Origin of the sequence: Pseudomonas sp. NPDC089547 (assembly GCF_050280665.1) — a bacterium.
In the GTDB taxonomy this organism is placed as follows: domain Bacteria; phylum Pseudomonadota; class Gammaproteobacteria; order Pseudomonadales; family Pseudomonadaceae; genus Aquipseudomonas.
Map to the genome: position 1 here is coordinate 85,143 of NZ_JBNNVS010000003.1, position 26,774 is coordinate 111,916.

24 protein-coding genes and 1 tRNA gene are annotated in these 26,774 nt (G+C 62.3%); 5 read left to right on the top strand and 20 right to left on the bottom strand.

Annotated elements, in window-relative coordinates; all coding sequences use genetic code 11:
• Nucleotides 1-93 precede the first annotated feature (93 nt).
• Nucleotides 94-381 (bottom strand): hypothetical protein, encoded by a 288-nt coding sequence (locus ACQKPZ_RS03150; RefSeq protein WP_427535499.1) that lies wholly within the window; start codon nt 379-381, stop codon nt 94-96.
• A 341-nt stretch (nt 382-722) separates the two neighbouring features.
• Between ACQKPZ_RS03150 and ACQKPZ_RS03155 the strand changes: the two genes are divergently transcribed.
• On the top strand, nt 723-1,475 hold the full coding sequence (locus ACQKPZ_RS03155) for a COG4705 family protein (protein WP_391132145.1): 753 nt from the start codon (nt 723-725) through the stop codon (nt 1,473-1,475).
• Here the strand turns inward: ACQKPZ_RS03155 and ACQKPZ_RS03160 are convergent.
• The 5 genes from ACQKPZ_RS03160 to bglX all read right to left on the bottom strand — a co-directional run bounded on the left by ACQKPZ_RS03160 (nt 1,454) and on the right by bglX (nt 9,872).
• Entirely contained in the window at nt 1,454-2,593 is a 1,140-nt protein-coding gene (locus tag ACQKPZ_RS03160) for a Fic family protein (protein ID WP_427535500.1), read from the bottom strand. The two genes, ACQKPZ_RS03155 and ACQKPZ_RS03160, sit on opposite strands and share 22 nt — an antisense overlap.
• Before the next feature lie 157 nt (nt 2,594-2,750).
• The gene (locus ACQKPZ_RS03165) at nt 2,751-4,070 is read right to left on the bottom strand and encodes an MFS transporter (protein WP_427535502.1); all 1,320 of its coding nucleotides are present in this window, start codon (nt 4,068-4,070) and stop codon (nt 2,751-2,753) included.
• Between the two features lie 277 nt (nt 4,071-4,347).
• Complete coding sequence (locus ACQKPZ_RS03170) at nt 4,348-5,682, bottom strand: sigma-54-dependent transcriptional regulator (protein ID WP_427535504.1); 1,335 nt, start codon at nt 5,680-5,682, stop codon at nt 4,348-4,350.
• Nucleotides 5,676-7,433 (bottom strand): ATP-binding protein, encoded by a 1,758-nt coding sequence (locus tag ACQKPZ_RS03175; RefSeq protein ID WP_427535506.1) that lies wholly within the window; start codon nt 7,431-7,433, stop codon nt 5,676-5,678. Before ACQKPZ_RS03175 ends, ACQKPZ_RS03170 begins: the two co-directional genes overlap by 7 nt.
• Nucleotides 7,434-7,580: 147 nt before the next feature.
• On the bottom strand, nt 7,581-9,872 hold the full coding sequence (gene bglX, locus ACQKPZ_RS03180) for a beta-glucosidase BglX (RefSeq protein ID WP_427535508.1): 2,292 nt from the start codon (nt 9,870-9,872) through the stop codon (nt 7,581-7,583).
• Nucleotides 9,873-10,058: 186 nt separating this feature from the next.
• Between bglX and ACQKPZ_RS03185 the strand changes: the two genes are divergently transcribed.
• Nucleotides 10,059-10,676 carry a TPM domain-containing protein gene (locus tag ACQKPZ_RS03185; protein ID WP_427535509.1) on the top strand — a complete coding sequence of 206 codons (618 nt, stop codon included), beginning with the start codon at nt 10,059-10,061 and terminating at the stop codon, nt 10,674-10,676.
• A gap of 163 nt (nt 10,677-10,839) precedes the next feature.
• Nucleotides 10,840-12,054: a class I SAM-dependent methyltransferase gene (locus tag ACQKPZ_RS03190; protein WP_427535510.1), complete on the top strand. Its 1,215-nt coding sequence runs from the start codon at nt 10,840-10,842 to the stop codon at nt 12,052-12,054.
• Between the two features lie 46 nt (nt 12,055-12,100).
• Here the strand turns inward: ACQKPZ_RS03190 and ACQKPZ_RS03195 are convergent, their stop codons facing one another.
• The 9 genes from ACQKPZ_RS03195 to ACQKPZ_RS03235 all read right to left on the bottom strand — a co-directional run bounded on the left by ACQKPZ_RS03195 (nt 12,101) and on the right by ACQKPZ_RS03235 (nt 19,761).
• Entirely contained in the window at nt 12,101-13,111 is a 1,011-nt protein-coding gene (locus ACQKPZ_RS03195) for a DUF4917 family protein (RefSeq protein ID WP_427535512.1), read from the bottom strand.
• Nucleotides 13,112-13,190: 79 nt separating this feature from the next.
• Nucleotides 13,191-13,478 (bottom strand): helix-turn-helix domain-containing protein, encoded by a 288-nt coding sequence (locus tag ACQKPZ_RS03200; RefSeq protein WP_427535513.1) that lies wholly within the window; start codon nt 13,476-13,478, stop codon nt 13,191-13,193.
• The gene (locus ACQKPZ_RS03205) at nt 13,475-13,795 is read right to left on the bottom strand and encodes a type II toxin-antitoxin system RelE/ParE family toxin (RefSeq protein ID WP_427535514.1); all 321 of its coding nucleotides are present in this window, start codon (nt 13,793-13,795) and stop codon (nt 13,475-13,477) included. Before ACQKPZ_RS03205 ends, ACQKPZ_RS03200 begins: the two co-directional genes overlap by 4 nt.
• Nucleotides 13,796-13,980: 185 nt before the next feature.
• Entirely contained in the window at nt 13,981-15,687 is a 1,707-nt protein-coding gene (locus tag ACQKPZ_RS03210) for a SulP family inorganic anion transporter (protein ID WP_427535516.1), read from the bottom strand.
• Nucleotides 15,688-15,852: 165 nt separating this feature from the next.
• A tRNA-Gly gene (locus tag ACQKPZ_RS03215) sits at nt 15,853-15,926 on the bottom strand.
• Between the two features lie 111 nt (nt 15,927-16,037).
• Entirely contained in the window at nt 16,038-16,925 is an 888-nt protein-coding gene (gene phaG / locus ACQKPZ_RS03220) for a (R)-3-hydroxydecanoyl-ACP:CoA transacylase (RefSeq protein ID WP_391132127.1), read from the bottom strand.
• Nucleotides 16,926-17,372: 447 nt separating this feature from the next.
• Entirely contained in the window at nt 17,373-18,065 is a 693-nt protein-coding gene (locus tag ACQKPZ_RS03225; protein WP_427535517.1) for a pseudouridine synthase, read from the bottom strand.
• 9 nt (nt 18,066-18,074) lie between these two features.
• Nucleotides 18,075-18,287 (bottom strand): cysteine-rich CWC family protein, encoded by a 213-nt coding sequence (locus ACQKPZ_RS03230; RefSeq protein ID WP_427535519.1) that lies wholly within the window; start codon nt 18,285-18,287, stop codon nt 18,075-18,077.
• The gene (locus ACQKPZ_RS03235) at nt 18,280-19,761 is read right to left on the bottom strand and encodes a sensor domain-containing diguanylate cyclase (protein WP_427535520.1); all 1,482 of its coding nucleotides are present in this window, start codon (nt 19,759-19,761) and stop codon (nt 18,280-18,282) included. Before ACQKPZ_RS03235 ends, ACQKPZ_RS03230 begins: the two co-directional genes overlap by 8 nt.
• Nucleotides 19,762-19,973: 212 nt before the next feature.
• Here ACQKPZ_RS03235 and ACQKPZ_RS03240 point away from each other — a divergent pair, with 212 nt between their 5' ends.
• Nucleotides 19,974-20,423, top strand: a complete 450-nt coding sequence (locus ACQKPZ_RS03240) for a hypothetical protein (RefSeq protein WP_391132119.1) — start codon at nt 19,974-19,976, stop codon at nt 20,421-20,423.
• A gap of 129 nt (nt 20,424-20,552) precedes the next feature.
• Here ACQKPZ_RS03240 and ACQKPZ_RS03245 read toward each other — a convergent pair whose 3' ends face one another.
• The gene (locus ACQKPZ_RS03245) at nt 20,553-21,659 is read right to left on the bottom strand and encodes an enoyl-CoA hydratase/isomerase family protein (RefSeq protein WP_427535521.1); all 1,107 of its coding nucleotides are present in this window, start codon (nt 21,657-21,659) and stop codon (nt 20,553-20,555) included.
• 126 nt (nt 21,660-21,785) lie between these two features.
• Here ACQKPZ_RS03245 and ung point away from each other — a divergent pair, with 126 nt between their 5' ends.
• Nucleotides 21,786-22,478, top strand: coding sequence for a uracil-DNA glycosylase (gene ung / locus ACQKPZ_RS03250; protein ID WP_012273947.1), 693 nt, complete (start codon nt 21,786-21,788; stop codon nt 22,476-22,478).
• Between the two features lie 120 nt (nt 22,479-22,598).
• Here ung and ACQKPZ_RS03255 read toward each other — a convergent pair whose 3' ends face one another.
• The 4 genes from ACQKPZ_RS03255 to ACQKPZ_RS03270 all read right to left on the bottom strand — a co-directional run bounded on the left by ACQKPZ_RS03255 (nt 22,599) and on the right by ACQKPZ_RS03270 (nt 26,757).
• Nucleotides 22,599-23,630, bottom strand: coding sequence for an AbrB family transcriptional regulator (locus ACQKPZ_RS03255; protein WP_427535522.1), 1,032 nt, complete (start codon nt 23,628-23,630; stop codon nt 22,599-22,601).
• Entirely contained in the window at nt 23,623-25,137 is a 1,515-nt protein-coding gene (locus ACQKPZ_RS03260; protein ID WP_391132113.1) for a tripartite tricarboxylate transporter permease, read from the bottom strand. The genes ACQKPZ_RS03255 and ACQKPZ_RS03260 overlap by 8 nt, the downstream gene beginning before the upstream one ends.
• A gap of 3 nt (nt 25,138-25,140) precedes the next feature.
• Complete coding sequence (locus tag ACQKPZ_RS03265) at nt 25,141-25,599, bottom strand: tripartite tricarboxylate transporter TctB family protein (protein WP_391132111.1); 459 nt, start codon at nt 25,597-25,599, stop codon at nt 25,141-25,143.
• 177 nt (nt 25,600-25,776) lie between these two features.
• Nucleotides 25,777-26,757, bottom strand: a complete 981-nt coding sequence (locus ACQKPZ_RS03270) for a Bug family tripartite tricarboxylate transporter substrate binding protein (RefSeq protein WP_201200917.1) — start codon at nt 26,755-26,757, stop codon at nt 25,777-25,779.
• Nucleotides 26,758-26,774: the final 17 nt, after the last annotated feature.

A 26,774-nucleotide genomic window follows, 5' to 3' on the forward strand; every position in this document is an offset into this window, starting at 1 on the left:
TCCTGGGTGACGAGGTGCCTAGTGTGCCAAGCCTGTGCCCGCCTGAAAATGATCAAGCCCGGCCAAGGCCGGGCTGGGTGCTCGTATCAGGGATCAGCTGATGCGGTGGGCGTTGGTGCGGTCGAAACCGTCTTCGGCGAAACGCTGGCCGCCAGTGCGGTCGAAACCGTCTTCGGCAAAACGCTGGCCACCGGTGCGGTCAAAACCGTCTTCGGCGAAACGTTGGCCACCAGTGCGGTCAAAACCGTCTTCAGCGTAGCTGGCGGACTGGCTTTGCACCGCGGCAAAGCTGTGAGCGTTGGTACGGTCGAAGCCATCTTCGGCGAAGGCGCCAGCTGCGAAAACCGAGAGGGCCAAGGTGAGGATCAGTTTGTTTTTCATGGTCGTTGCTCCAGGGGTTCGTGAGTTGTTTGTTTCTATGGGTTTAATGCTACGCCGATTAATTTGATTAAAAAGCGCAAAAAATAGCAGTAATAAATCTAATATATCGATGTATATGCGTGCTTATACCGTGAATCAGGCGGTTGCCTGGCTCAGGGGGCGTCGACGCATGCGCCAACGTTCTGCCAGCCATTGCAGCTTGATAGGGGTGAATTAATGGGGCGTTAAGAAGGAAAAATCTTACGGAGATGGCTGGTGAACGTATTTTTCATCTACCACCAACCGATTTTTCAGACGTCGCTCAGCACCATCGCCGCACCTCAAACTGGAGCGGCACAACAATGAACAAACTTCCGCAAATCACCTTGGCCTTCTGGGTCATGAAGATCTGCGCTACTACCCTTGGCGAGACGGCAGGCGACTTGTTGTCGATGACGTTGAATGTGGGCTATGCCGTCAGCTCGCTGATGCTGATCAGCGTGTTCCTGCTGACGTTGCTCGGCCAGCTCTACTCGCGCCGCTACCACCCGATGCTGTATTGGCTGGTGATCCTCTCCACCAGCACTGCTGGCACCACCATGTCCGACTTCATGGACCGCACGCTCGGCCTGGGTTATGCCACGGGGTCGGCCGTGCTCATCGGTATCCTGCTGCTGACCTTCCTGGTCTGGCGCCTGAGCGGCAACCCGCTGGATGTAACCCGTATCAAGAATCGCTCGGGCGAGTTGTTCTACTGGGTGGCGATCCTGTTTTCCAACACGCTTGGCACCGCCCTGGGCGACTACCTGGCCGATGATTCGGGGCTTGGTTTTGCCGGCGGCGCACTGCTGATCGGCAGCGCCATCGCATTGGTGGTAGTGGCCCGCTACTGGACGCGCATCCCTGGTGTGGTGTTGTTCTGGGTAGCGTTCGTGCTAACCCGCCCGTTTGGCGCCACCTTGGGCGACTTCCTTACCAAACCTCACGAAAAGGGCGGCCTGGACTTCGGTACGATCGGTTCGTCGGCAGTGCTGGGCGGGGTATTGCTGGTACTGGTGCTGATGGCCAGCTGGTACCAGCGCCGTGAGCCACGTCAGGCGTTGGAGATGTCCTGAGTGTTGATACGGTAACGGGTACTGCGGCCCCCGCCTGGCAACCGGACCAGGCAAGCCTTGTCGAGCAGATCGGTAAGGTGGCGGGTCGCAGTGGCCTTGGATACCTTCGCCACTGCCTGGTATTGCGTCGCGTTGATGCCGTCTTCGAAGCCGCGCGGCCCACCATCGAGTAACCGGTTGAGCACCTTGACCTGTTCGGGCAGCAAGCCATCTGCCCGATGCGCCTGCCAGAACCTGGCCTTTGCCAGTATGCGGTCGATGTTTACCAGTGCCTGTTCAAGGCTGCGTAGCAGGGTGGCGAGAAACCAGTTCAGCCACCGGGTGATATCCAGGCCGCCTCTCTGGCTACTTTCCAATACCTGGTAATAGCCGGCCCTGTCGTCAAGGATGCTGGCGGACATGGCATAGAAGCGAATGGCCTGGCGCTCGCCTTGGGCCAGGGCCAGGTCGGTGATCGCTCGGGTCAGCCGACCATTTCCATCGTCAAACGGATGCAGCGTGACAAACCAGAAGTGGGCAATGCCGGCGCGCAGTAGCGGGTCCAGGTTGGTGGTATCGCGGCTCTCGGCAAACCAGGCGAGAAATTCGGCTAGCTGGGTTTCGAGGCCGTCACGCGGTGGCGCCTGAAAGTGCACGGTGGGCTTGTCGAGGCGGCCGGAAATCACCTGCATGGGCACTTCATCACGCAACTGCCCGACCAGAACCGCTTTGCTCAAGGTGACTTGTTCAAGCGGGAACAACCACTGGTGCCAGTTGAACAGGCGTTGCAAGGTCAGCGGTTGGTCATACCCTTGCGTTGCATCCAGCATCAGTTCGGCCAGCCCCTCACTGCGGGCATTGGTCGCCCCTTGTTCCTCGATGCCCAGCCTGCGAGCGAGGGAAGAGCGCACCGAGCCCACATTCAACTGTTCTCCTTCGATTGCCGAGGAGGTGACAATGTTCTGCAGCAATGTATCGAGGACGTTCTGGCACTCGCTCAACTCGTCGACGCTGCCAATCTTGCCCAGCAAGCGGCCTTGCATATCTATGCAGTTACGCAGCAGCGGGGTGAGGGCTTCATTTTGCCAGGTGAAGTTTGGCCAGTCAGGCTGCTGCCAGATCCACAAGGGGCTGTTCATGATAGTTGCCAATCCATCCAGTGAGCCGAATAGTAGCGCTATTCGGCTCATCTTGTGAGCCGAATAAGGCTGTCAATCGGCTCAGAGATTACTGGTTGTCATGAAAAAGGGGCGCCCGATGCAACGGAGCGCCCCTTTCGGTACTACCTACCCAGCATCACTCAGTAGTAATCCGCGAGTGCTGCTTGGTGTCCTTCATGGTCGCGTAAACCAGCAGCGAACAGGCGATACAAGCGGTGACGTACCAGTAGAAGCCGCTCTCCATACCGGCGCTCTTGAACCACAGGGCCACGTACTCGGCGGTGCCGCCAAAGATCGACACGGTCAGGGCGTACGGCAGGCCCACCCCCAGTGCGCGGATTTCCGTCGGGAACAGCTCAGCCTTGACCACGGCGTTGATCGAGGTGTAACCGCTGACGATAATCAGCGCCGCCATGATCAGGAAGAACGCGCCCCACCAGGTCTGGATGGTGTGCAAGGTGCTGAGGATCGGCACGGTGAACAGGGTGCCGAGTACACCAAAAGCGATCAGGATCGGGCGACGGCCGATCTTGTCGGACAGGCCACCGATCACCGGCTGCAGGCACATGAACAGGAACAGCGTGGCGGCCGAGATGGTGGTCGAGTCACTGATGCTCATACCCACGGTGTTGACCAGGTACTTTTGCATGTAGGTGGTGTAGGTGTAGAAGGCCAGGGTGCCGCCCATGGTCAGGCCAACCACGGTCATCAGCTCCTTGGGGTGGCGCAGCAGGGTGCGCATCAGGCTTTCCTTGGCCTTTTCCTTCTTGGTGAACGAGGCGGTTTCTTCCATGCCGCGGCGCAGGTAAAGGGCAACCACTGCGCACAGCGCACCGATCACGAATGGCACGCGCCAGCCCCAGGCATACAGCTGCTCGGTGGTCAGGGTCTGTTGCAGGATAATCAGTACCGCCAGGGCAATAAGCTGGCCAGAGATCAGGGTCACGTACTGGAAGCTTGAGAAGAAGCCACGGCGGTCCTTGCTGGCCATCTCGCTGAGATAAGTGGCCGAGGTGCCGTACTCGCCACCCACCGACAGGCCTTGAAGCAGGCGTGCGATCACCAGCAGGATCGGTGCGGCGACACCGATGGTTTCGTAGCCCGGGGTCAGGGCAATGACCAGCGAGCCTGCGCACATCAGCAGCACCGAGGCCATCAGCGCGGCCTTGCGCCCTTTGCGGTCGGCGTAAAGGCCCATCAGCCAGCCACCGATCGGGCGCATGAGGAAGCCCACGGCGAAGATTGCGGCGGTATTGAGCAATTGCGCGGTGGAGTCACCGGCCGGGAAGAAGGCCTTGGCGAAGTACAGCGAGAATGCGGCGTAGACGTACCAGTCGTACCATTCGACCATGTTGCCGATGGACCCGCTGAAGATCGACTTCAGGCGGCTGGCGGTGGTTTTTTCTGCGGCAGGCGCGGTGGCCGCCCCAGCGGGCAGGGAGGTGGCGTTATCCATCAGGGATACCTTCTCGTTGTTTTTGTGGAGCGCGCCGTGGCGCAGCTTGCACAGGTGATTGCAGAAGGTGTGCCAAATGGGTGCGTGATGATCCATATGGGGGCGCGTTGCACCCCTTGCGGGCATGCCCGCTCCCACAGGGACCGCGCAATCCCTGTTGTTCAACATTTCGGTGCGGGAGCGGGTGTGCCCGCGAAGGGCTGCAACGCAGCCCCCAAAAAACCTGGCTATGAGCGGTTTTTTGCTTGTCGGCTTGGGGTGGTAGGCGGATTTCCGCTCATTCGCGCCCGACAAAATCCTCCCGCACCAATCCGTGCCGCTGCATCTTTTCGTTCAGCGTCCGCCGCGGTAGCTGCAATGCCTCCATCACCGCACTGATCGCTCCCCCATGCTGACGCAGCGCCGCGCGCAAGCACTGCGCCTCGAATGCTTCCATCTGCTCACTCAGCGACTGCCCGGCAGGTGCCACCTCGATGTTCGGCGAACTCAGCCCCAGTGCATGCCGCTCAGCCGCGTTAGCCAGCTCACGCACATTGCCTGGCCAGTCATGCGATAGCAGCTGCGCCAGTTGTGCCCCTGAAAGCGGCGGCGCGGCACGCCCAAGCTTGTCGCCGGCGGCACGGGCAAAGTGCTCGAACAGCAGTGGAATGTCCTCACGCCGCTCGCGCAGTGGCGCCAGGCGCAACTCGGCCACATTCAGGCGGTAGGCAAGGTCTTCACGGAAGCGCCCTGCACGAGCCTCTTCGAGCAGGTCCGGCTTGGTCGCGGCAATGATCCGCAGATCGATGCTGATGCTCTGGTTGGCCCCCAGTCGTTCCAGTTTCTGTTCCTGGATTACCCGCAACAGTTTGGCCTGCTGGGCCAGCGGCATGCTCTCGATTTCGTCGAGGAACACCGTGCCACCATTAGCGTACTCCAGCTTGCCGATGCGCTTGCCCTGGGCGCCGGTAAACGCGCCGCTCTCATGGCCAAACAGTTCCGCCTCGAACAGCGATTCGGGGATGGCTGCGCAGTTGAGGGCAACGAAAGGCTTGTCGGCGCGAGGGCCGAAATCGTGCAGGCAACGGGCCACGCGTTCCTTGCCACTGCCAGTTTCGCCACGGATCAGCACGTTGACCGGCAGGCTGGCCAGGTCCAGTACCTGCCGGCGCAGCTGTTGCAGGCCTTGAGACATGCCCAGCAGGGTGTTTTCCAGGCGTGACTTGAGGTCGGCCTGTTCATGCAGGCGGCGGTTTTCCAGTACCAGTTGACGCTTTTCCAGCGCCCGGCGCAGGCTGCCCAGCAGGTGCTGTGGGGTAAACGGCTTTTCCAGAAAGTCATAGGCCCCGCCACGCATGGCGTCCACCGCCATCGGCACATCGCCGTGGCCGGTCAGCAGAATCACCGGCAGGTCGGGGTCGTCTGCCTGCAGGCGTTCGAGCAGTTGCAGGCCGCCCATGCCTGGCATGCGCACATCGCTGATGATCACCCCGGGGAAGTGCTGCGGCAGCTGTGCCAGGCACGCTTCGGCGCGGTCGAACAGTTGCACGCTGAAGCCCGACAGGCTCAGCCACTGCTCGACCGCAGTGCGGATACTGGCTTCATCATCGACGACGATTACTGAATTCAACATACAGGCTCCAGATCGCGGGGCAGGGTAAGGCTCAGGCGCGCGCCGCCAGGCAGGTTTTCGGCCTGCAACTGGCCGCCGGCCTCGTGGACGATGCCGTAGGAAATGGCCAGCCCCAGCCCCAGCCCCTCACCGACCGGTTTGGTGGTAAAGAACGGGTCGAAGACCTTGGCCAGATCAGCCTCGGCGATACCCCCGCCCGAATCCAGTACGCTCAGGCGCCACAGCTCGCCATCAGGTTCGATGCGGACCTCCAGGCGCTTGTAGCGTTTGTCGGCCATAGCGTCGAGGGCATTGCGCAGCAGGTTGATGAGTACCTGCTCCAGGCGGATGGCGTCGCCGCGCACCCAGGCCGGGCGTGCCAGGTACAGGGCCACCTCTACTTCCTCGCTGCGGATGCGGGTTTCCAGCAGGTGCAAGGCCTGGTCGACCACGGTGGCCAGGTCAAGGCGCTCGCGCAGGCCCACCGGGCTGTTGCGGGCAAAGGTTTTCAGGTGGCTGGTGAGGGCGGCCATGCGCGTGAGCATTTGCTCAAGCGGTTCCAGGGCCTGCCGCGCTTCGTCATGCCGGCCATGGTCGAGCAGCAGGCGCAAGGTTTCCAGTTGCATGCGTTGGGTGGTCAGCGGCTGGTTGATTTCGTGGGCCATGGCTGCGGACATCTGGCCGAGGGCGGCCAGTTTGGCCGATTGCACCAGGCCCTCCTGCGCGGTACGCAGCTCGCGGGTGCGCTCTTCGACCTGGCGCTTGAGCTCTTGCCTGCTGCGCTGGCGCAGGCGGGCCAGGCGCAGGCGCTGGCTGACGAACAGGGCGGCGAACACCAGGCTCAGCCACACGGCCGCGGCGCCCAAGGCAGCATTGCGGCCATCGGCGGCCACCTGCGGCTTGCGCAGCAGGTGCAAGGTCCAGCTTTCACCTTCCAGCGGCAGGCTCTCCCACAGGTATTGCGCACTACCCTCCGGGCCTTGCACGCGGCTAAGTGTGCTGTACTCGGCAAAACGGGTCAGCACCTGATGCTGCAAGGGCACCAATGGCTGCTTGTCGTATTGGCGGGTCTCGGCCAGCTCGGCACGGTCAGCGCCACTGAGTGGCTGCAGCTCGCGATAGCGCCAGCCGTCCTGGTTGGCGATGAAGGTGATGCCGCGGGCGTCGCTGACCAGCAGGATGTCGCTGCCCTGGCGCCACTCGCGCTCCAGCTCGGGGAACTCCAGCTTGACCACCATGGCGCCGAGGAAGCGGCCATGCTCGTCATTTACCGCGCTGGCCAGGAAGTAACCCGGCACGCCACTGGTGACGCCCACGGCGTAGAAGCGGCCACTGCCCTGGCTGCGGGTTTGCTTGAAGTAGGGGCGGAAACCGTAGTTGGAGCCGACGTAGCTGCTGGGCAGCCGCCAGTTGCTGGCGGCGATGGCCAGGCCGGTGCGGTCGAGCAACTCCAGGGTAGAAGAATTGGCGGCGCCGTTGATGCGCTCAAGCTTGCGGTTCAGGGCGTCCTGTACCTGTTCGGTAACCGGGCCGCGCAGGGCGGCGATCAGTTCCGGGTCCAGTGCCAGCACAGCGGGCAGGGCGCGGTAGCGGTCGATCAGGGTGTGCAGGGCATTGGCGTACAGGCCCAGTTGTTGGCTGGCACGCTGGGCGTCGTCTTCCATGGCCTGGCGCTTGGCCTGGTGCATGGCCCAACCGGCACTGAGCGCGGTGCCCAGCAGGATGAGCAGGGTGATCAGCCCCAGACGCAGGGCGCGAAAGGAAATGGGCATCGGGGCGGATCCGGAAGATTGGGATATCAGGGCCGGCCTCTTCGCGGGCTTGCCCGCTCCCACAGGATACTCACAGCCCAATGGATCTGTGCAGTACCTGTGGGAGCGGGCAAGCCCGCGAAAGGGCCGGTACAGGCTACCTTTCAGTTACAGCAGTTCGAAGCTCTGCTGCTGCACCGCCTGAGAATCCAGCCCTACCTGGACATTGAATTCCCCTGGCTCGGCAACCCGCTGCAACTGGCCATTGTAGAACTTCAGGTCGTCCTCGCTGATGCGGAAGGTCAAGGTTTGCGACTCGCCAGGCTTCAGCATCAGTTTCTGGAAGTTCTTCAGTTCCTTGACCGGGCGGCTCATCGATGCCGACACATCCTGCAGGTACAGCTGCACTACGGTTTCGCCTGCCACCTTGCCGGTATTCTTCACCGTCACCTTGGCTTCCAGGTTCTCACCGCGCTTGAGCTCCTTGTTCGACAGCTTCAGGCCCGACAGCTCGAAGCTGCTGTAGCTCAGGCCATAGCCGAACGGGTACAGCGGGCCGTTTGGCTCTTCGAAGTACTGCGAGGTGTAGTTGCCCGGCTTGCCCGGGGTGAACGGCCGGCCAATGCGGGTGTGGTTGTAGTACATCGGAATCTGCCCGACGGAGCGCGGGAAGGTGATGGCCAGCTTGCCGGACGGGTTGTAGTCGCCAAACAGTACATCGGCAATGGCATTGCCGCCTTCGGTGCCGGCGAACCAGGTTTCGAGGATGGCGTCAGCCTGCTCGCGTTCCCAACTGATCGAAAGCGGTCGGCCGTTCATCAGCACCAATACCAGCGGCTTCCCGGTAGCCTTCAGGGCCTTGATCAGCTCACGCTGGCTGGCGGGGATTTCCAGGGTGGTGCGGCTGGACGACTCGTGGGACATACCGCGCGATTCGCCGACCACGGCCACGATCACGTCGGACTGCTTCGCCGCCTTGACGGCTTCGTCGATCAGGACCGCAGGTGGGCGCGGGTCGTCGACGATTTCCGGGGCATCGAAGTTGAGGAAGTTCAGGTAATCGAAAATCGCCTTGTCGCCGGTGACGTTGGACCCTTTGGCGTAGACCAGCTTCGCCTTGCCCTCCACGGCGCGGCGCAGCCCTTCGCGCACGGTCACCGAGTGCACCGGTTTACCGTCGGCAGCCCAGCTGCCCATCATGTCGATCGGGGCATCGGCCAACGGGCCGACCAGGGCGATGGTGCCGGCCTTCTTCAGTGGCAGGGTCTGGTTGTGGTTCTCCAGCAGTACCAGGCTGCGGCGTGCCACGTCGCGCGCGGCGTCGCGGTGCAGGCGGTCGTTGCCGTAGTAGTCTTTCAGGTCGGTTTCGGCCTTGCCGATGCGTACGTACGGGTCCTTGAACAGGCCCATGTCGTACTTGGCGCCCAGCACTTCACGTACCGCCTGGTTGAGCTCGGCCTGGGTCACTTCGCCGGACTTCAGCAGGCCTGGCAGCTCTTCGCCATACAAGGTGTCGTTCATGCTCATGTCGATGCCGGCCTTGATCGCCAGCTTGGCGGCTTCGCGGCCATCACGGGCTACGCCGTGACGGATCAGCTCCTGGATGGCGCCGTGGTCGCTGATGGTCACGCCCTTGAAGCCCCACTCCTTGCGCAGCAGGTCGTTCATCAGCCAGGTGTTCGAGGTGGCTGGCACGCCGTTGATCGAGTTCAGCGCCACCATCACCCCGCCGGCACCGGCGTCGAGCGCCGCCCGGTATGGCGGCAGGTAGTCGTTGTACATTTTCGGCAGGCTCATATCGACGGTGTTGTAGTCGCGCCCGCCTTCCACTGCGCCATACAGGGCGAAGTGCTTGACGATGGCCATGATGCTGTCGGGGTTGGCCGGGCTGCTGCCCTGGAACGAGCGCACCATCACCTGGCCGATTTTCGAAGTCAGGTAGGTGTCCTCGCCGAAGCCCTCACTGGTGCGGCCCCAGCGCGGGTCGCGGGCGATATCGACCATGGGTGCGAAGGTCATGTCCAGGGCGTCGGCCGAGGCTTCGATGGCCGCGGTGCGGCCGACCTTGGCAACGGCGTCCATGTCCCAGGTGGCGGCCATGCCCAGGCCAATCGGGAAGATGGTGCGCTCGCCATGGACGGTGTCGTAGGCGAAGAACATCGGGATCTTCAGGCGGCTGCGCATGGCCGCGTCCTGCATCGGCCGGTTTTCAGGCGCGGTGCGCGAGTTGAAAGTGCCACCGATACGGCCAGCGGCGATTTCCTCGCGGATCTTTTCGTGTGGCATTTCCGGACCGATGCTGATCAGGCGCAACTGGCCGATTTTTTCGGCTTCGGTCATCTGGCTGATCAGATGGTCGATGAACGCCTGCTTGTCCTGCAGGGGCGGGGCGGTGGGGGCGGCGAGGGCCGCCTGACTGGCAAGGCCCATGGCCAGGCCCAGCAAAGACAGTTTCATCATCAATTCCGTTGTGGGGCCTGTGCCGTATCCAGGGTGATACGCGCGCGGCCGAAGTTTTCAGGCGGCTATTGTTGTACGATTCGCAGGCTTACTTTCCAGCAGCGGATTATGCCTGAATATGTCGCCTGCGGATGAAGCCCCGAATGCCGGGACAACAACTATAAGAACGCCCAAGAGACCGACGGCATGACCCCCTTCGACGAGTACCATCAACGGCAGATTGCCGAAGCGATTGCCCGTGCCGAACGGCGCACCGATGCCGAACTGGTGACCGTGCTGGCGCGTCGCGCCGACGATTACGCCTATTGGCCGCTGTTCTGGGCCGCCGTGCTGGCACTGGCTGTGCCAGGCCTGTTGCATTGGCTGCTGGGTTGGCCCGGCATGCGTGGCTTGCTGGTCGCCAACGTGCTGCTGTTCGTCGGCCTGTGCCTGCTGCTGCGTCAGCCGCGCCTTGCCGGCTGGATGATCCCCCGAGCCCTGCGCCGCTGGCGCGCCTCCAGGCTGGCTCGCCAGCAGTTTCGCGAGCAGAACCTGCAGCGCACCGCAGGCGCAACCGGTGTGCTGATTTTCGTCAGCGAGGCGGAGCGGCATGTGGAGATCCTGGTTGACTGCGGTATCGAGCACTATCTGGATGTCACCGCCCGGGCGGCCATCGTCGCCCGCTTTACCGAACAAGTACGTCAGGGGCGGACCTTGCAAGGTTTTGTCGAGTGCATCGATGCCTGCGGCGAGTTGCTCAGCGAGCACGTACCGCCCACTCATGCGCGCAACGAGTTGCCCAACCGCCTGGTGATCCTCGACTGAAGAATAATGCAGCCTTGCTGGGGACCCTGTGGGAGCGGGCGTGCCCGCGAACACCGGCGAAGCCGGTGCCAGGCACCGTGTCGCCTGTTTCGCGGGCACGCCCGCTCCCACAGGGTACTTGGGGCGCGTTAGAATATGCGTTCCGCTACTTAAGGCCCTTTTCATGTCCGCCAGTACTTCCGCCCCCTCCGCGCCGGATGCGCGCGCTCAGTTTCTCGACCTGCTGAACGCCGCCCTGCACGGCAACACCTTGGTCAAACTGGTGCTGGCGCGCCATGTCGGTGCCGACCAGACCTTGCAACGGATCATCGCCAAACGGCTGCAGGTCAAGGGCCAGGCATGTCTGTCGCTGGTCTACCGTCACCAGACCCGCGACATCACCCGCAACCTGCCGCTGGATCAGGCGCAGGCGCTGGTGGCCGAACTGCTGCCGGACAGCTTCCGCAATGCCCACCTGTTCGATGCTGACGGTGAGGTGCAACTGACGTTCAGCAAGAAGGGCAAGCCAATGCTGCAACGTCACGGCGCGCAGGCGCCACGCGAGGCAATGGCGAGCAGCGGCCATGACCGCGAGAAGAAGCGCTACCTGGATTTGTCCAGGCCGTTCCTGCGTGACCTTGGCGTGACCGATGCACAAGGTGCATTGATCCCGTCCATGTCGCGCAAGTGGAAGCAGATCAACAAGTTCATCGAGGTGTTCGATCACGCCCTGGCCAGCGCGCCGGTACCTGCGCAGCAGGCATTGCGGGTGGCCGACTTCGGCTCAGGCAAGGGCTACCTGACCTTTGCCATGCATGACTACCTGAGCAACAGCCTGGGCCGCGAGGCACAGGTCACCGGTGTTGAACTGCGCCAGGACATGGTCGACTTGTGCAACGCCGCTGCTTCGCGCCTGGAGCACCCGGGCCTGGAATTCCAGTGCGGCGATGTACGCAGCGTGGTGCCCGAGGCCATCGAAGTGATGATCGCCCTGCATGCGTGTGACATCGCCACTGACTACGCCATCCACACCGGTATCCGCTGCAACGCCGCGATCATCATGTGCTCGCCGTGCTGCCACAAGCAGATCCGCCCGCAACTGCACAGCCCGGGGTTGCTGCAACCCATGCTGCAATACGGCCTGCACCTGGGCCAGCAGGCCGAAATGCTCACCGACAGCCTGCGCGCGCTGTACCTGGAAGCCTGCGGTTACGAGACCAAGGTGTTCGAGTTCATCTCGCTGGAACACACCAACAAGAACAAGATGATTCTTGCGGTGAAGCGGCAGAAGGCGGGGGGCAACGAGGCGTTGCTGGAGAAGATTGGCCAGCTCAAGGCGTTCTATGGGGTGCAGGAGCATTGCCTGGAAACGTTGTTGCGGGCGGATGGGTTGCTTTAAAAGCAACCCAGCAAGCCTGTTGGCAGCGCTCCTGCCGGTGAGCGTGCTAGCCTCGAGCAGCTGGTAACTTGATCGCCAGATCTGCCGACCCCAGCGGATGCGTACTGGCATCAAAGAAATGTACCTGCGTCCCGGCCAAATCTCCAAACCGATCAACAAAATGCTGCTTCTGGTTGATTACCGACGCTTCGCTCACCGGCCGAATAGCAATCGAAAGCTGCTTCGGTTGTGCCTGTCGGATGGCTTCGAGCAGGTGCTGGTCGCTGCTGTCCAGGTGCTGCCCGAACAGGCACAACCCTTTGCTCTCCTGTGCCAGTTGCCCAAGGCACCAGCTCAAATAATCGGAGTGGCGGATGGCCCGCAGTTTTTCGTCACGGCGGTCTTCGTTGACGAACAGTGGCACTTCACCTGGGATGTTCACGGCAAAGCCGTCAAGCAGTTCGGCACTGTCGGCGCTGCGCTGGCGGGTGGTGCCGTCGGGCAGCTTCAGCAGGTGCAGGCCACCGTGCAGGTGCACCACCCGGGTGCCTTTGCTGCGGGTGCGGCGCACGTCGAAGAAACCTTGCTCGTCGAACAGTTCGGCAAAGCCTTGCGGAGCGTGTTGCACGGCCCACGGCAACAGCAGGTCGTAGTTGCTGGTGTAGACGCTGCGGTAGCCACGCAGGGCCTGGTTGAGCGTCGCCAGGGTGGCTGACGGCATTAGCGACCACGGCAGGTGCACCGTGCGCACGGCGTGGATCAACGCTTCCTTGATCGAGTAATAGCGGTTCAGCGGCGCGGTGGAGTTGATGGCCAGCGCAGCGTTGGCGCGCACGGTGGTGTTGAGGGCGCTGAGTACGGGTTCGAACAGTTCCGTGCCCAAGGACTTGAACAGGGCCTGGTCACTGACCGCCAGGCCTTTCTTGCGGCCCGCGCGTTGTGCTTCCTCGAACAGCGAGAAATAGCCGAACGGTTTCCACACTGCGCGGCTGGCGCCGTTGCCCAGCAGCAGGGCATCGCAGGGGTGGCGGGCGGCGAGTTCTGGCCAGGGGGTGAGGGTGGCGTCAAGTGCAGGCATGCTGGAGTCCGTTGGGTGGAGCGGGGAGCGGGGGGACTTTAGCATGTCGTGCCGGGTGTGCGATGCCTACAGGCCCTTGTCAGTGCGCAAGGGCCTTTAATACATGATCAGGATCATTACGTATTGCGCGTAGTAATGCTTTGGCAGGCCCGGTAGGTTCTCGCCGCCCTTGTTCCCAATTCCTCAATGTTGCTACCTGAACATCGATGATCTCGGCAAAGCGTGCTTGCGTGAGCCCCGTTGCCTTGCGGATGTTACGCACCAGGAGTGCATCGATCTCGAATTCTCGAGAAGGCGCCTGCTTTGCTCGGACGATGTCGTCCATTTGTTGCACGCTTTCCATCAGTTCGTCAAAAAAGCGGTTCATGCGTGCCTCCAGTGTTCAATGATCGACCTCAGCGCTTTGCGTTGCTCGGTGGACAGGTCGGGTTGGTCATTTTTGCGGTAGATGTACAGCATGGCTATCTGTGACCTGGCGATGAAGTGGTAGTAGATAACCCTGGCACCACCGCGTTTTCCGTGGCCGTTTGCGGCCACACGTAATTTGCGCAGGCCGCCTGTTCCCTCGATCAGGTCACCTGCCTCAGGTGAAATCATGAGCCGGACTTGGAGTAAGCGATAGGCATCGTCATCAAGGAGTTCCTTGACTCGCTTGGTGAACAAGGCAGTTTCGGTAAAAAGCATAGCAGGTTGTACGCCATTGGCGTAGCTGCTGGTTGTCCAGCGCCACGGAGAAGGATTGCCCGGCCTTATTCAGGATCGGATCAGCGAGGCTAGCGAATCCGCTCCTCACTGGGCGATCATCCTTTTCCGGGGGGCGGGTAGTCCTTTTCTCTGTAGGGGCCGCAAGGGTTGCGATAGCGTTCAGTTCAGCTCTGCCCGGCAATGTGCGTGCTGCGGTTGCGGTTACGCCAAACCCGATATGCCCGAATCCCCGCCCGCACCGAGCCGAACAGCAGCTTGTCTTCCATCTCCCGCGCCATCCCCGAGCGCACAAGCATGCGCAGGAACGTGCCGCGGGCGCGTGCGATTGCAAAGAAGATGCCCTGCGCCGCCAGGGTGTCGCGCACTTCGCGCAGGGCAGCGATGCCGCTGACGTCAATGTTGGTGACCGCTTCGGCATCGAACAGCACGGCTTTGGGCTGGTCCTGGCTTTGCACGGCTTCGAGCAAACGCATCTTGAAGTAGTCGGCGTTGAAGAACAGGATCGCGTCGTCGAAGCGGTAAACCACCAGGCCGGGCACGGTGCGGGCGTCCTTGAATTTGCGGATGTCGACCTGGCCCTCGGTGCCTGGTAGCCAGCCCAGCACGGCATCGGTGGGCTGGTAGATGCTGTACAACAGGCGCAGGATCGCCAGGGTTACAGCAAACACGATACCAGGCAGCACACCCAGCCCCAGCACGCCGACCGTGGTCAGCAGGCACAGCCAGAACTCGAAGCGGCTCAGGCGGCGGATGCGCCCCAGCGACTTGATGTCGATCAGCCCCCAGCCGGCCATCAGCAGCACAGCACCCAATGCAGCCTGCGGGATCCACGCCATGGGTGCGGTGAAGAACAGCAGGATCAGGGCAATCACCAGCGCAGCGATGATGCCCACCAGCTGGCTTTTACCCCCCACCATGTCATTGACAGCGGTGCGTGAGTCGGCGCCGCTGATGGCAAAACCCTGGGAGACCCCGGCTGCCAGGTTGCTCACGCCCAGGGCGACGAATTCATGGTTGGCGTTGATCGCATAGCCGTGCCGTGCGGCAAAGCTGCGGGCAGTGAGCATGGCGCTGCAGAAACTGACGGTGGCGATACCCAGGGCGTCCCGCAACAGGCTTTTCATTTCTGCCAGATTACTGTGCGGCCAGGCCAGTTGCGGAATGCCGGCAGGCACGGGGCCGAGGATGGCGACGCCAAAACGGTCCAGGCCAAACAGGCCGACCAGCAACATGAACAGTGCCACTACGGTTAGCGCTGCGGGCAGGCGCGGGTAGCGCCGGGGCAGCCAGATCAGCAGGCCCAGGGCGGCCAGGCCGATCAGCAACGTGACCCAATGGATTTCACCCAGGCGCTGGAGGAAGTTGACCAGGCTAAGGATAAAACCGTCGCCTTCGATCTTGAACCCTACGACCTTGGACAACTGGCCGGCGATCAGGCTCAGGCCGATGCCATTGAGGTAGCCGATCAGGATCGGCCGCGAGAAGAAGCTGGCGATGAACCCGGCACGGGCCAGGCCCGCCGCGATCAGCATCACCCCGACCAGCACGGTGACGATCACCGACAGTTCGGCAATACGCTGCGTGTCGCCCAGGGCCAGCGGCGCCACGGCGCCGGCGATCATCGCGCAAGTGGCGGCGTCGGGGCCGACCATCAGCTGGCGCGAGCTACCGATAAACGCGTAGACCATCATGGGCAGCACGCAGGCGTACAGGCCGTACTGTGGCGGCAGGCCGACGATCTGCGCGTAGGCAATGGCGATGGGGATCTGGATGGCCGCGACCGAGAGCCCAGCCTGCAAATCGGCATGGAGCCATTCGCGGCGGTAGTGCAACAGGTTGGCAAGGCCCGGTAGCCAGCGGGAGAGAAACATGCGTGGTCCTTTCGAAATGCTTCACGTAACCATCTACGCATTGAAGCGGATCGACAGGCAATTGGCCATGGGCCAGGTCAAACCGGGAGGGCTAAAACGAAAAAAGGAGCCAAGGCTCCTTTTGACTGCGATGACGTTACCGGAACGCCATGCGGGAATGCGGTGTGGAGCGGGTAGAGGGAATCGAACCCTCAACTAAAGCTTGGGAAGCTTTCGTTTTGCCACTAAACTATACCCGCGTCTGCGCAGCACTTTTTACCAGAACCTTCAACGAATTAGAAGCCCAAGTTATAAAAAAGCTTGTCGGCACCCTGTGGCCTGCGGGTATCTGCCAAAGGGCGCCGAGCTGCTCAGATGGCCAATGCATGCTGCCCCTGTTGTACTTGCTGGTAGCGATGACGCGTTTCACGCACGGTCGGCTTGAGGAAACCGAGCAGGACGCTGCGAGTATCTTCACAGGCAGTTTTATTCTCCATGTCCAGGAAGTGGCCAGCGTCACGGATCACGCTGAACTGGCTCTTGCCCACATGCTTGCCGAACTGCCGGGCATCCTCGACCGTGGTGTACTCGTCGCGGTCACCGTTGACGAACAGCACCGGGATGTCGATATTGCGCGCGCCCTGCAGCGCTCGCTCCAGGTCGTGTTGCAGCACCTCGTTGATGTGGAAGTGCATCTGCGCATACTCGTGGCTGTCCAGGCTGCTGACGTGCCGGTAGTTGAAGCGTTTGAACAGTGACGGCAGGTGCTTGCCGATGGTGTCGTTGACCAGGTTGCCGACCTGATACCGGTCGCAGGCAGCCAGGTACTGGCAGCCACGGTCCAGGTAGTCGCGCATCGGCTCGTTGATCACCGGCGAGAACGAACTCACCACTGCTTTCTTCACGCACCGTGGCTGGTGCGCCAGCGCCAGCAGCGTGCTTGCGCCACCCCACGAGAACGACATTACGTGGTCTGCCTGGAAGTGCTCGATCAGCTCAAGCAGGATATGCGCCTCGGTCTCCTTGCTGATCAGGCGTTCCTGGCGGTTGTGCGGCTTGGACTTGCCGGCATACGGCTGGTCGAACAGTACTACGTTGAACTGCGGGTGCAGGTTACGTACCGTTTGGGCGAACGAGGCGGTGGTAGCCAGCGAGCCATTGATCAGGATGATCGTATTCTCGGCCGCTTCCGCGCGATAGAACTCCGTGTAAACCCGATACTGACCTTGGATATCAAGTACAGCAATTTCTGGCCTCATGTCATCGACTCCTGGCGCAAAAAGGGTATTCGCGTCACCTAGGGTGCACGTTCTTTATGACAGGTAGGCATTTGCCTGAAGAGAAACCGGGGGCCCTGTGTCGATCCTTGGCACGTGCGTCGACGGTATTGTTTTTGGCGGGCAATTTGCCGTGCCCCAAGGCATCTAGGCCTTGGGTAGCCGGCAAAAGGCGTCTTCGACTGCGGGCGTGACTTGGTAGTCACATGCAGACTGACGATTTGGATTCAAGCAGTGGGTCAGCGTTCCTGCAAGTGCCGTTCGGGAGATTTTGTGACTTTTGTCGCTGAGCGGTCGTATGACGACCCTGGGCTGTCTGTTCCGGCCCTTTCGCGGGCACGCCCGCTCCCACAGGGATAGCACATGTCCTGAACCGTGTGGGGTACCTGTGGGAGCGGGCGTGCCCGCGAAGAGGCCCGAGCAGGCGACCTAGACGGTGGCTATTTCCTCGGCCGTCAGCTCACGAAACTCCCCGGGCGCCAAACCAGGGTCCAGGCGGATCGCCCCCATGCTCTCCCGATGCAACCCCACCACCTTGTTGTCGAAGAACCCGAACATGCGCTTGACCTGGTGATAACGCCCTTCGACGATCGCCAGTCGGGCCTGGCGCGGGCCAAGGATGTCCAGTTGGGCGGGTAGGGTGGTGAGGTCTTCAAAGGCGAAGTAGAAACCCTCACGGAACTTGGCCTGGTAATGCTCGCCAATCTCGTCCTCGGTTTGCACCAGGTAGTGCTTGGGCAGCTTGGTAGCAGGCTGGGTCAGGCGCCGTGACCATTGGCCATCGTTGGTCAGGATCATCAGGCCGGTGGTGTTGAAGTCCAGGCGCCCGGCGATATGCAGGTCGGCCCGCAGCGTATCGGGCAGCAGGTCGAGCACGGTTGGGTGTTGCGGATCCTGGGTGGCGCTGACGCAACCAGCGGGTTTGTGCAGCATCAGGTAACGCGCCGGGCGGCCAGCCTGCAGCAACTGGTCGTCCAGTTGCACACGGCTGAATTCACGCACCTCGGTCAGCGGGTCGCTGGTTACTTGGCCATCCACTCGCACACGGCGTTGCGCCAGCATCAGGCGCACTTGCTGGCGGTTGTGGTTGGGCAGGTTGGCGAGGAAACGGTCGAGGCGCATTGCAACAGGTCAGTGAGCAGTGGTTGATCGGAGTTGTTCTTCAACGGCGGCGCAGCGCGGGCACAGGCAGGCTTTGTTTCGCAGTTCGGCGGGCAACGCCTGGAGCACGGCCGGGTCGATACTCACGCTGAAACACCAGCAGGCCTGGGTGGCGCGACGAGGGTCGGCCAGGCTGCATTGGTTGAGGGCGCCGCAAGCGGGGCAATGTTGGTTGTCATTCATCTTGGGTTTCACTGCAGACGCGGTTGCGGCCGGCCTGCTTGGCACGATAAAGCGCACGGTCGGCGCGGGTCAGCAGGGCATGCAGGGTGTCCCCTGGCTGCAGGCTGCTCAGGCCGATGCTGGTGGTCAGGCGCAGCGGTTGTTCGTCGTAGCTGAAGGTGAGTTGTTCGGTACGGCGGCGGATTTTTTCCGCCACTTCGATGGCCTGCCGGCCTTCGGCTTCACGCAGCAGCACGATGAATTCTTCGCCGCCCCAACGGCAGAGTATATCTGACTGTCGCAGGCTGACTTGCAGCACATTGGCGAACTGGCGCAGCACTTCGTCGCCTGCCAGGTGGCCGTGGGTGTCATTCAGTGCCTTGAAGTGATCCAGGTCGATCAGCAGTGCCACCAGCGGGCCGCTGTCGCGTTGGGCTTCATGCAAGGCTTGGGCAGCGAGCAGGTCGAAGCTGCGCCGGTTGGGCAGGCCCGTGAGGCTGTCGAGGGTGGCCAAGGTCTCGATGCTGGCCTGATGGCGGCGGACCATGGCATGCACCAGCGCCAGCACCACCAGGGTGATCATCGCGCAGATCGCCAGGTTCAGGTACAGCGAGTGGCGGATGCGGTCGAGGGCGCCGGTTTCGCGCTTGTCCACCAGCAGGTACCAGTCCAGTTCGGGCAGGTGGCGCACGTTGAGGAAGTGGCTGTGGTTGGCGCTGTCACGGTACTCGTGGCTGCCTTCGGCGGGCACTGGCTGCTGCGCCAGCAGGTCACTCAGCTCGGGGTTTTCGCCCAGTGGCTGGCCAACCCTCAAACCATGCGGCCCCCCTTCGGAGCCGGTGAGCAATACCTTGCCCTTGCCATCGATGAACAGCACTGAACGCTGGTAGCGGCGCTGGTACTGATCGATTAGCCTGACCACCGACGAAACGCTCAACCCCACCCCGGCGGCGCCGATGAAGCGGTGCTGGTAGTCATGTACCTGGTAGTTGATGAACACGGTCAGGCTGTCCTGGTTGGCCATGTCCAGGTCGACGTTGATTTCGTAGGGGGCCTTGAGACCGCGCAGGCGGAAATACCAGGCATCGCGCCAGGTACCTGGCTCTACGTGCTTGAGTACACCTTTGGCCTGGTAGTACGTCAGTGTGCGGTCAGACACGAAAAAGGACGTGAAGGTGTCCTGCTTGCCCATGACTTCGCCAAGGTAACGCGTCATGCGCTGGGTGTCCTTTTCACCCGACAGCACCCAGTCACGCAGGAAGGTGTCCTGGGCCATCATCGAGGCGATCAGTACCGGGCGGATCAGGTCTTTCTGGATTTCCGAATAGACCGTGTCGGAGGTCAGCGGCAGTTCGGTATTGATGATGCCGTCGCGTATGGCACTGCGCGAGGCGAAGTAGCTGAGCAGGGAAGTGGCGAGGAAACCGCAGGCCAGTAGCATGAGCAGGGTCAGGATCAGCGAGCGCTGCGAAAACAGAGCGGAACGTAAGGGCATGATCTTCCCATGATGTGTGCCTGGGCGCTCATTCTAGTGAGATGACCGATAAATGACCGCAAGTTTTTCAGGGTTGTCGCACCTGTATCAAATTTTTGCAAAAAGGGCACTGCACCTCGGCGCTGCGGTCTTATTCAATGTCGATGAACGTATTACGCATCGACGCTCGCCAGCGCCGCTGTTCGGGCACTCCAGCGGTCCAGGAGGCCGCCATGTCCTATCGAATCCTGTTGATCGCCCTGCTAGGGCTGATGACTTCCGCCTGTGCTCCGTACTACGAGAGCGGGGGCTATTATCGTTCGGATTACTACTCCACCGACCGCTATGTTTCGCCTGGCTATTACCGCTACGACCGCTATTACGTGACGCCGCAACCACGTTATTACTACCAGCCGGCGCCGCGCTATTACTACCGGCCAGCGCCTGCGCCGCAATACCGGCCATACCCACAGCCGGGGGTGAACCGGTGGCACGGCAACCCGCGCTATGACTATGGCAATCGCCAGCGGCAAGACTACAGGCAGGATCGTGATCGGCATGACTATCGCGATGGCAGCCAGCGCTACCAGCATGGCGATTCGCACTCCAATGGGCCGGGGAACGGCGGCGGGCGCTGGGATGGCCGGCGTGGGCAGGGCCAAGGAGGCAACTGGCAGCGTTAGGTGAATGAAAGCGGGGGGCGCTGTGCGCCCCTTTGGCGACACAAGGCCGCTCCTACAACGAGATCGCGGCCCCTGTAGGAGCGGCCTTGTGTCGCGATAGGGCTGCAAAGCAGCCCCAAATTATCGAACCTAACCCAGATCCGCCAACGGGTGCCGCCCCTCCCATACCTTGGCAAAATGAGCCTCGACCACCGCCGCGGGCACCTGCGCCACGTCAGGCCAGTGCCAGTGCGGCTGGTCGTCCTTGTCCAGCAAGCGCGCGCGTACGCCTTCGCTGAACTCAGGGTGGCGGCAGCAGTTCAGGCTCATGCTGTATTCCATCTGGAATACCTGAGCCAACGACAGATACCGTGCCCTGCGAATTTGCTCCCACACCAGGTGTGCCGTGAGCGGGCAACCCTGATGCAGCCGTTGGCCGGCATCAGCCAGCAGCGGATCGTCATGATGCTTGAGCCCTTCCAGCGCGCGCCAGGCCGCTGCCGCATCGGCCACGTCGAGCAACGCATCGATCACCTGCCGCCGCGGCAGCCACTGGGCTTCGGGTAGCTCGGCGCAGGCGCGGTGCTGTTCGGCCTTGAGTAGGCTGTTCAATTGCAGCGCCGTTTGTTCCTGCCAGTTCAGTTGCAGCAACTCTTCGATCAACGCCTCTTGCTGGTGCTCGCCCAGAAAACGGTCGGCCAGGCCCAGGTCGAGGGCGTCGCGGGCGTTGATTGGCGCGCCTGTCAGCCCCAGGAACAAACCTAGCTTGCCCGGCAGCCGAGCCAGGAACCAGCTGGCGCCCACGTCCGGGTACAGGCCGATGCTGATTTCCGGCATGGCCAGCCGGCTGCTGGGCGTGACGATGCGCACATTGGCACCTTGCAGCAGCCCCATGCCGCCACCCAGCACATGCCCATGCCCCCAGCACAGCAGCGGTTTGGGGTAGGTATGCAGGGAGAAGTCCAACCGATATTCGGCGGCAAAGAAGCTCACGGCCAGAGGCGGTACGCTACCGGGGTGGTCACGGCAGCCTTGTGCCAGGGCGCGTACATCGCCACCGGCGCAAAAGGCTTTGGCGCCGTTGCCACGCAGCAGCACGCAGACGATGCCCGGGTCGTGTGCCCAGGCATGCAGTTGTTCGCCCAATACTTCGATCATGGGCAAGTTGATGGCATTGAGTGCCTTGGGTGCATCCAGGGTGGCAATGCCGATGCGGGCGCCATCGGCGCCGGTGAGTACCTCGCAGTGAATGGCCATGGACTACCTCGCTCAAGTCATCGCTCAAGTATGGCCTGCCTGGCCGAACATGCCGGTCGTCGGTCGGATCGTTTGACAAGCGGGGAGGGCTTACCTAGTGTCGCGCCATTGATTACGGATGGCCCCATGACTGACGACGATCGCATCAAACTCGAACCCAGCTGGAAGGCCGCACTGCGCGGCGAATTCGACCAGCCCTACATGCATCAGCTGCGCGAGTTCCTGCGTGGCGAGTACGCTGCCGGCAAGGAGATCTACCCGCCTGGCCCGCTGATCTTCAACGCACTCAATTCGACACCGCTGGACCAGGTGAAAGTCGTGATTCTTGGCCAGGACCCTTACCACGGGCCCGGCCAGGCCCATGGCCTGTGCTTCTCGGTACAACCGGGCGTGGCCACGCCGCCGTCGCTGGTCAACATCTACAAGGAACTGCAGCGCGACCTGAACATCCCGATTGCCAGCCACGGCTACCTGCAAAGCTGGGCCGAGCAGGGCGTGCTGCTGCTCAACACCACCATGACCGTGGAGCGTGCCAATGCCGCTTCGCATGCCAAGAAAGGCTGGGAGTTCTTTACCGACCGGGTCATCCAGGTGGTCAGCGAGCAGTGCCCTAACGTGGTGTTCCTACTGTGGGGCGCGCATGCACAGAGCAAGCAGAAGCTGATCGACGGGACCAAGCACCTTGTGCTGAAGTCGGTGCACCCGTCGCCGTTGTCGGCTTACCGAGGGTTTCTGGGCTGCGGGCATTTCAGCCGGACCAACAGCTTCCTCGAACAACGGGGCATGGCGCCGATCAATTGGGCGTTGCCGCCGTTGTGATGATCTGACAGACCGCGTCGCCTGCTTCGCGGGCTTGCCCGCTCCCACAGGTACAGCGCCGCCCTCACGGCTTGCGCCAAACCTGTGGGAGCGGGCAAGCCCGCGAAGCAGGCGACACGGTTATTCCGGGGTTGTGTTCCACAAGCGGAACAACGGCTCCGCCAGAAACAGCACGAATAACAACCGCATCACCTGCAGCGCCGTTACCAGCGGAACCGACAGTTGCAGGGTCTCCGCGGTCAGGCTCATTTCAGCAATCCCTCCCGGCATCATCCCCAGTGTCAACGAGCGCAAATCCAGCGCGGTCATCACGCTAAGCACCCATGCGGCGCTGGCGGCAATCGCCATGCACAGCGCGGTGGCCACCAGGGTACGCCCGAGGAATGACGGTGCCCGGCGGAAGAACGCACGGTTGAAGTGGCAGGCAAGGCCACTGCCAATCAACCACTGGCCAATCTGGCTGGCGCCATTGGGCAGGGCGATTTGCAGGTTGCCGGCCAGGCTCACCGTAGCCGCCACCAGCAATGGCCCGAACAGCCAGGGGTTAGGCTGACGCAACCGCTGCCACAGCAGCGCAACGGCAACGCCCAACGGCGCGATCAAGGCCAGCCAGCCCCAGCTGACGCTGCCGGCGTGATTCAGCGGCTCCCCGTCACCCAGCAAGAACTTGAACAGCGCCGGTACGCACAGCACCACCGCCAGCACCCGCAAGCTCTGTGCTGCGGCCACCTGGCTGAGTACTGCGCCGTTACGTGCGCCGAGGTTGACCATCTCCCCCGATCCGCCAGGCATGCTGGCGAAAAACGCCGTGGCGCGGTCTTCGCCGGTGCGTCGCAGCAGCCACACGCTGATCACGCTGGACAGGGTAGTGAACAGCGCGCCGAAGAATATCAGCGCAAAATGGCTGCCCACCTGCTCGATCACGGCCGGGGTAAAGTGCAGGCCAATGCCGATGCCGATGATGCACTGCCCGCACTTGCGGCCATTGGGGATTTCCGACAACTGCCAGGGCGTGAGGCAGCGCACCAGGATGATCGCCAGCAACGAGCCGACCATCCACGGCAAAGGCCAGCCGACCTTGCTGGCGATGTAACCGCCAGCAAGGCCGACCAGCCCGGTTGCAATAAACAGCGGCAACGGTCTATCAGGCATCGGCCAGGGCCCTGCGCTGCTGGCTGCGTTTGCGCCAGATGCGCAGCAGCGGCAGGGCGAGCATGAGCACCACCAGTGCCCAGACGCCCATGCTGATCGGGCTCGACCAGAGGATGCCCAGTTCACCGTTGGAGATCGACAGCGCGCGGCGCAGGTTCTGCTCCATCAGCCCGCCGAGGATGAAACCGAGCAGGATCGGCGACAACGGGAAGTCCAGCTTGCGCAGGATGTAGCCCATGATGCCGATGCCGACCATCAGGAACAGGTCGAAGGTGGTGGCATGCACGGCGTACACGCCGATGGCGGTGATGATGGCGATCACCGGTACCAGCGCCCAGTTTGGCACGGCAAGGATGCGGGTGAAGATGCGGATCATCGGGATGTTGAGGATCACCAGCATGATGTTGGCGATGAACAGCGAGGCGATCAGGCCCCATACAATGTCCGGCTGCTGTTCGAACAGCAGTGGGCCGGGGGTGATGTTGTAAAGGGTGAGGGCGCCAATCATTACTGCAGTGGTGCCAGAGCCAGGTACCCCCAGGGTGAGCATCGGTACCAGGGCGCCACAGCAGGACGCGCCAATGGCGGTTTCCGGTGCGGCCAGGCCACGGGCATCACCCTTGCCGAACTTGCCGCTTTCCCCAGCCATGCGTTTCTCGGTCATGTAGGCCACGGCACTAGCCAGCGTGGCGCCTGCGCCGGGCAGCACGCCCATGATGAAACCGAGCAGGCCGCAACGGATGTTGACCACGAACACCGAGGCTGCTTCCTTGAAGTTGAACAGCATGCGCCCGGTGGCTTTTACCGCCTGGTGGCCATGGTGGGTCTTTTCCAGCAGCAGGAGGATTTCGCTGATGGAGAACAGGCCCAGTACCAACACCACGAACTGGATGCCGTCGGCCAGGTGCACGCTGTCACCGGTAAAGCGGTAGACGCCGCTGTTGGCATCGATGCCGACGGCGGAAAGGAACAGGCCGATCAGCGCGGCAATGAAGGTTTTCAGGGGTTTGTCACCTGCCATGCCGCCCAGGGCGACGATGGCGAATACCATCAGCACGAAGTACTCCGCCGGGCCGAAGGCAATGGCCCATTTCGCCAGCAGCGGTGCGAACAGCACCATGCCGCAGGTGGCGATAAAGGCACCGATGAACGAACTCCAGGCCGACAGCGAAAGCGCCACGCCGGCCAGGCCTTGGCGGGCCATCGGGTAACCGTCGAGGGTGGTCATCACCGTCGAGGCCTCGCCCGGGATGTTCAGCAGGATCGAGCTGATACGGCCGCCGTATTCGCAGCCCAGGTATACCGCTGCCAGCAGGATCAGTGCCGACTCTGGCGGCAGGCCCAGGGCGAAGGCGATGGGAATCAGCAGGGCCACGCCGTTGATCGGGCCCAGGCCCGGCAGCAGGCCGACCACGGTGCCGATCAACGTGCCGGAGAGGGCGGTGACCAGGTTATAGGGGGACAGGGCGACGCCGAAGCCCTGGCCCAGGTAGCTCAAGGTATCCATGTGTCAGTTCTCCAGTACGCTCAGCAGGCCAAGGGGCAGGGGCACGTCCATTACGCGGTCGAACAGCCAGTAGAGGAAGATGCTCATGCCGACCACCACGATGGCGCTGTACAGCCAGCGGCCGCCGTACAGGCGGGCCATGGGCAAACCGACCAGGATGGCGCTGAGGATAAAGCCAAGGGGCTCGAAGGTAGCGGCGAAAACGACCAGCAGGCCGACACAGGCGGCGATCTTGGTCAGGGTTTCGCGGTCCAGTTCCGGTTCGTCGTCCTTGCGCACGATAGGCGTGGGGCGAAACACCAGGTACAGCAGGCCAAGGCTCATGAGGCCGAGCATCAGCAGCGGGTAGGCACGTGGGCCCACCGGTTCATAGGAAAACGCCGCCTGGTAGGGCCAGGCCATCACGGCCAGGGCGGCGCACACCGCCAGCAGGGCCAGGGCGAAGATGCGTTGCAGGATCATGAATGAATCCTCTTGTTGTGAGGCATGACGCAGATCCTTTGTAGGAGCGGCCTTGTGTCGCGAAAGGGCCCCACAGGGGCCCCAGGATTTCAGCGGTGCTGCACAAATCGCTGGGGCTGCTTTGCAGCCCTTTCGCGACACAAGGCCGCTCCTACAAAGAGCGAATGGCGTTAAGGCTTACTGAATCAGGCCAAATTCCTTGGCCAGTGCCTTGTAGTCAGCCACTTGCTTCTTCACATAGCCGTCCAGCTCTTCGCCGGTCATGGCGAACGGGAACAACTCACGCTGGTCACGCAGCTGGGCGAAGTCTTCCGAAGCCAGCATCTTGTCGAACGACTGCTTCCACCAGGCGTAATCCTCGTCGCTCACCTTTGGCCCCAGGTAGAAGCCGCGTACCACCGGCCAGACGATGTCGTAGCCCTGTTCCTTGGCCGTGGGGATGTTCTTCATCTCGGGTTCGTCCAGGCGGTTTTCCGAGAACACCGCGAGGATGCGCATGTTGCCGCTCTGGATGTGTGGCATGGAGTCGGAGATGTCGGTAGAGCCCACCTGGATGTGGCCGCCGAGAAGCGCCGTGGCAATTTCGCCACCGCCTTCCAGGGCCACGTAACGCAGGTCACGCGGGTTGATGCCGGCAGCCTTGGCGATCAAGGCGGTCTGCATCCAGTCCTGGCTGCCGACCGTGCCGCCGGAGCCGATTACCACCTTGCTCGGGTCTTTCTTCAGTGCCGCAACCAGGTCATCGAGGGTTTTGTAGGGCGAATCGCTTTTCACCGCGATGGCGCCGTAGCTGGTGCCGACGGCGGCCAGCCACTTCACTGCGTTTTCGTCGAAGCGGCCGAACTTGCCTTGTGCCAGGTTCAGCAGCGAGCCGCTGGACCAGGCCACCAGGGTGCCGGCATCGGCCGGACGCTGAGCTACCACGGCATTGTAAGCCACCGCGCCGACGCCGCCGGGCATGTAGGTGACGCGCATCGGTTTGCTGAGGATCTTTTCCTGCACCAGGGCGCTTTGCACCAGTTTGCAGGTCAGGTCGAAGCCACCGCCGGGCGAGGCGGGGGCGATGCATTCAGGGCGTTTCGGTTCAGCAGCCAGGGCGTTGCCGGCCAACAGCAGGCAGCCGGTAGCGAGGACGAGGCGGCGCAGTGAAAAGGTCATCGTCTATCTCCGTGAGC

What these genes read in the sequence shown, in the direction of transcription:
- ACQKPZ_RS03150 (WP_427535499.1), bottom strand. Translation starts at nt 381, where the DNA reads ATGAAAAACAAACTGATCCTCACCTTGGCCCTCTCGGTTTTCGCAGCT.
- ACQKPZ_RS03155 (WP_391132145.1), top strand. Translation starts at nt 723, where the DNA reads ATGAACAAACTTCCGCAAATCACCTTGGCCTTCTGGGTCATGAAGATC.
- ACQKPZ_RS03160 (WP_427535500.1), bottom strand. Translation starts at nt 2,593, where the DNA reads ATGAACAGCCCCTTGTGGATCTGGCAGCAGCCTGACTGGCCAAACTTC.
- ACQKPZ_RS03165 (WP_427535502.1), bottom strand. Translation starts at nt 4,070, where the DNA reads ATGGATAACGCCACCTCCCTGCCCGCTGGGGCGGCCACCGCGCCTGCC.
- ACQKPZ_RS03170 (WP_427535504.1), bottom strand. Translation starts at nt 5,682, where the DNA reads ATGTTGAATTCAGTAATCGTCGTCGATGATGAAGCCAGTATCCGCACT.
- ACQKPZ_RS03175 (WP_427535506.1), bottom strand. Translation starts at nt 7,433, where the DNA reads ATGCCCATTTCCTTTCGCGCCCTGCGTCTGGGGCTGATCACCCTGCTC.
- bglX (WP_427535508.1), bottom strand. Translation starts at nt 9,872, where the DNA reads ATGATGAAACTGTCTTTGCTGGGCCTGGCCATGGGCCTTGCCAGTCAG.
- ACQKPZ_RS03185 (WP_427535509.1), top strand. Translation starts at nt 10,059, where the DNA reads ATGACCCCCTTCGACGAGTACCATCAACGGCAGATTGCCGAAGCGATT.
- ACQKPZ_RS03190 (WP_427535510.1), top strand. Translation starts at nt 10,840, where the DNA reads ATGTCCGCCAGTACTTCCGCCCCCTCCGCGCCGGATGCGCGCGCTCAG.
- ACQKPZ_RS03195 (WP_427535512.1), bottom strand. Translation starts at nt 13,111, where the DNA reads ATGCCTGCACTTGACGCCACCCTCACCCCCTGGCCAGAACTCGCCGCC.
- ACQKPZ_RS03200 (WP_427535513.1), bottom strand. Translation starts at nt 13,478, where the DNA reads ATGAACCGCTTTTTTGACGAACTGATGGAAAGCGTGCAACAAATGGAC.
- ACQKPZ_RS03205 (WP_427535514.1), bottom strand. Translation starts at nt 13,795, where the DNA reads ATGCTTTTTACCGAAACTGCCTTGTTCACCAAGCGAGTCAAGGAACTC.
- ACQKPZ_RS03210 (WP_427535516.1), bottom strand. Translation starts at nt 15,687, where the DNA reads ATGTTTCTCTCCCGCTGGCTACCGGGCCTTGCCAACCTGTTGCACTAC.
- phaG (WP_391132127.1), bottom strand. Translation starts at nt 16,925, where the DNA reads ATGAGGCCAGAAATTGCTGTACTTGATATCCAAGGTCAGTATCGGGTT.
- ACQKPZ_RS03225 (WP_427535517.1), bottom strand. Translation starts at nt 18,065, where the DNA reads ATGCGCCTCGACCGTTTCCTCGCCAACCTGCCCAACCACAACCGCCAG.
- ACQKPZ_RS03230 (WP_427535519.1), bottom strand. Translation starts at nt 18,287, where the DNA reads ATGAATGACAACCAACATTGCCCCGCTTGCGGCGCCCTCAACCAATGC.
- ACQKPZ_RS03235 (WP_427535520.1), bottom strand. Translation starts at nt 19,761, where the DNA reads ATGCCCTTACGTTCCGCTCTGTTTTCGCAGCGCTCGCTGATCCTGACC.
- ACQKPZ_RS03240 (WP_391132119.1), top strand. Translation starts at nt 19,974, where the DNA reads ATGTCCTATCGAATCCTGTTGATCGCCCTGCTAGGGCTGATGACTTCC.
- ACQKPZ_RS03245 (WP_427535521.1), bottom strand. Translation starts at nt 21,659, where the DNA reads ATGGCCATTCACTGCGAGGTACTCACCGGCGCCGATGGCGCCCGCATC.
- ung (WP_012273947.1), top strand. Translation starts at nt 21,786, where the DNA reads ATGACTGACGACGATCGCATCAAACTCGAACCCAGCTGGAAGGCCGCA.
- ACQKPZ_RS03255 (WP_427535522.1), bottom strand. Translation starts at nt 23,630, where the DNA reads ATGCCTGATAGACCGTTGCCGCTGTTTATTGCAACCGGGCTGGTCGGC.
- ACQKPZ_RS03260 (WP_391132113.1), bottom strand. Translation starts at nt 25,137, where the DNA reads ATGGATACCTTGAGCTACCTGGGCCAGGGCTTCGGCGTCGCCCTGTCC.
- ACQKPZ_RS03265 (WP_391132111.1), bottom strand. Translation starts at nt 25,599, where the DNA reads ATGATCCTGCAACGCATCTTCGCCCTGGCCCTGCTGGCGGTGTGCGCC.
- ACQKPZ_RS03270 (WP_201200917.1), bottom strand. Translation starts at nt 26,757, where the DNA reads ATGACCTTTTCACTGCGCCGCCTCGTCCTCGCTACCGGCTGCCTGCTG.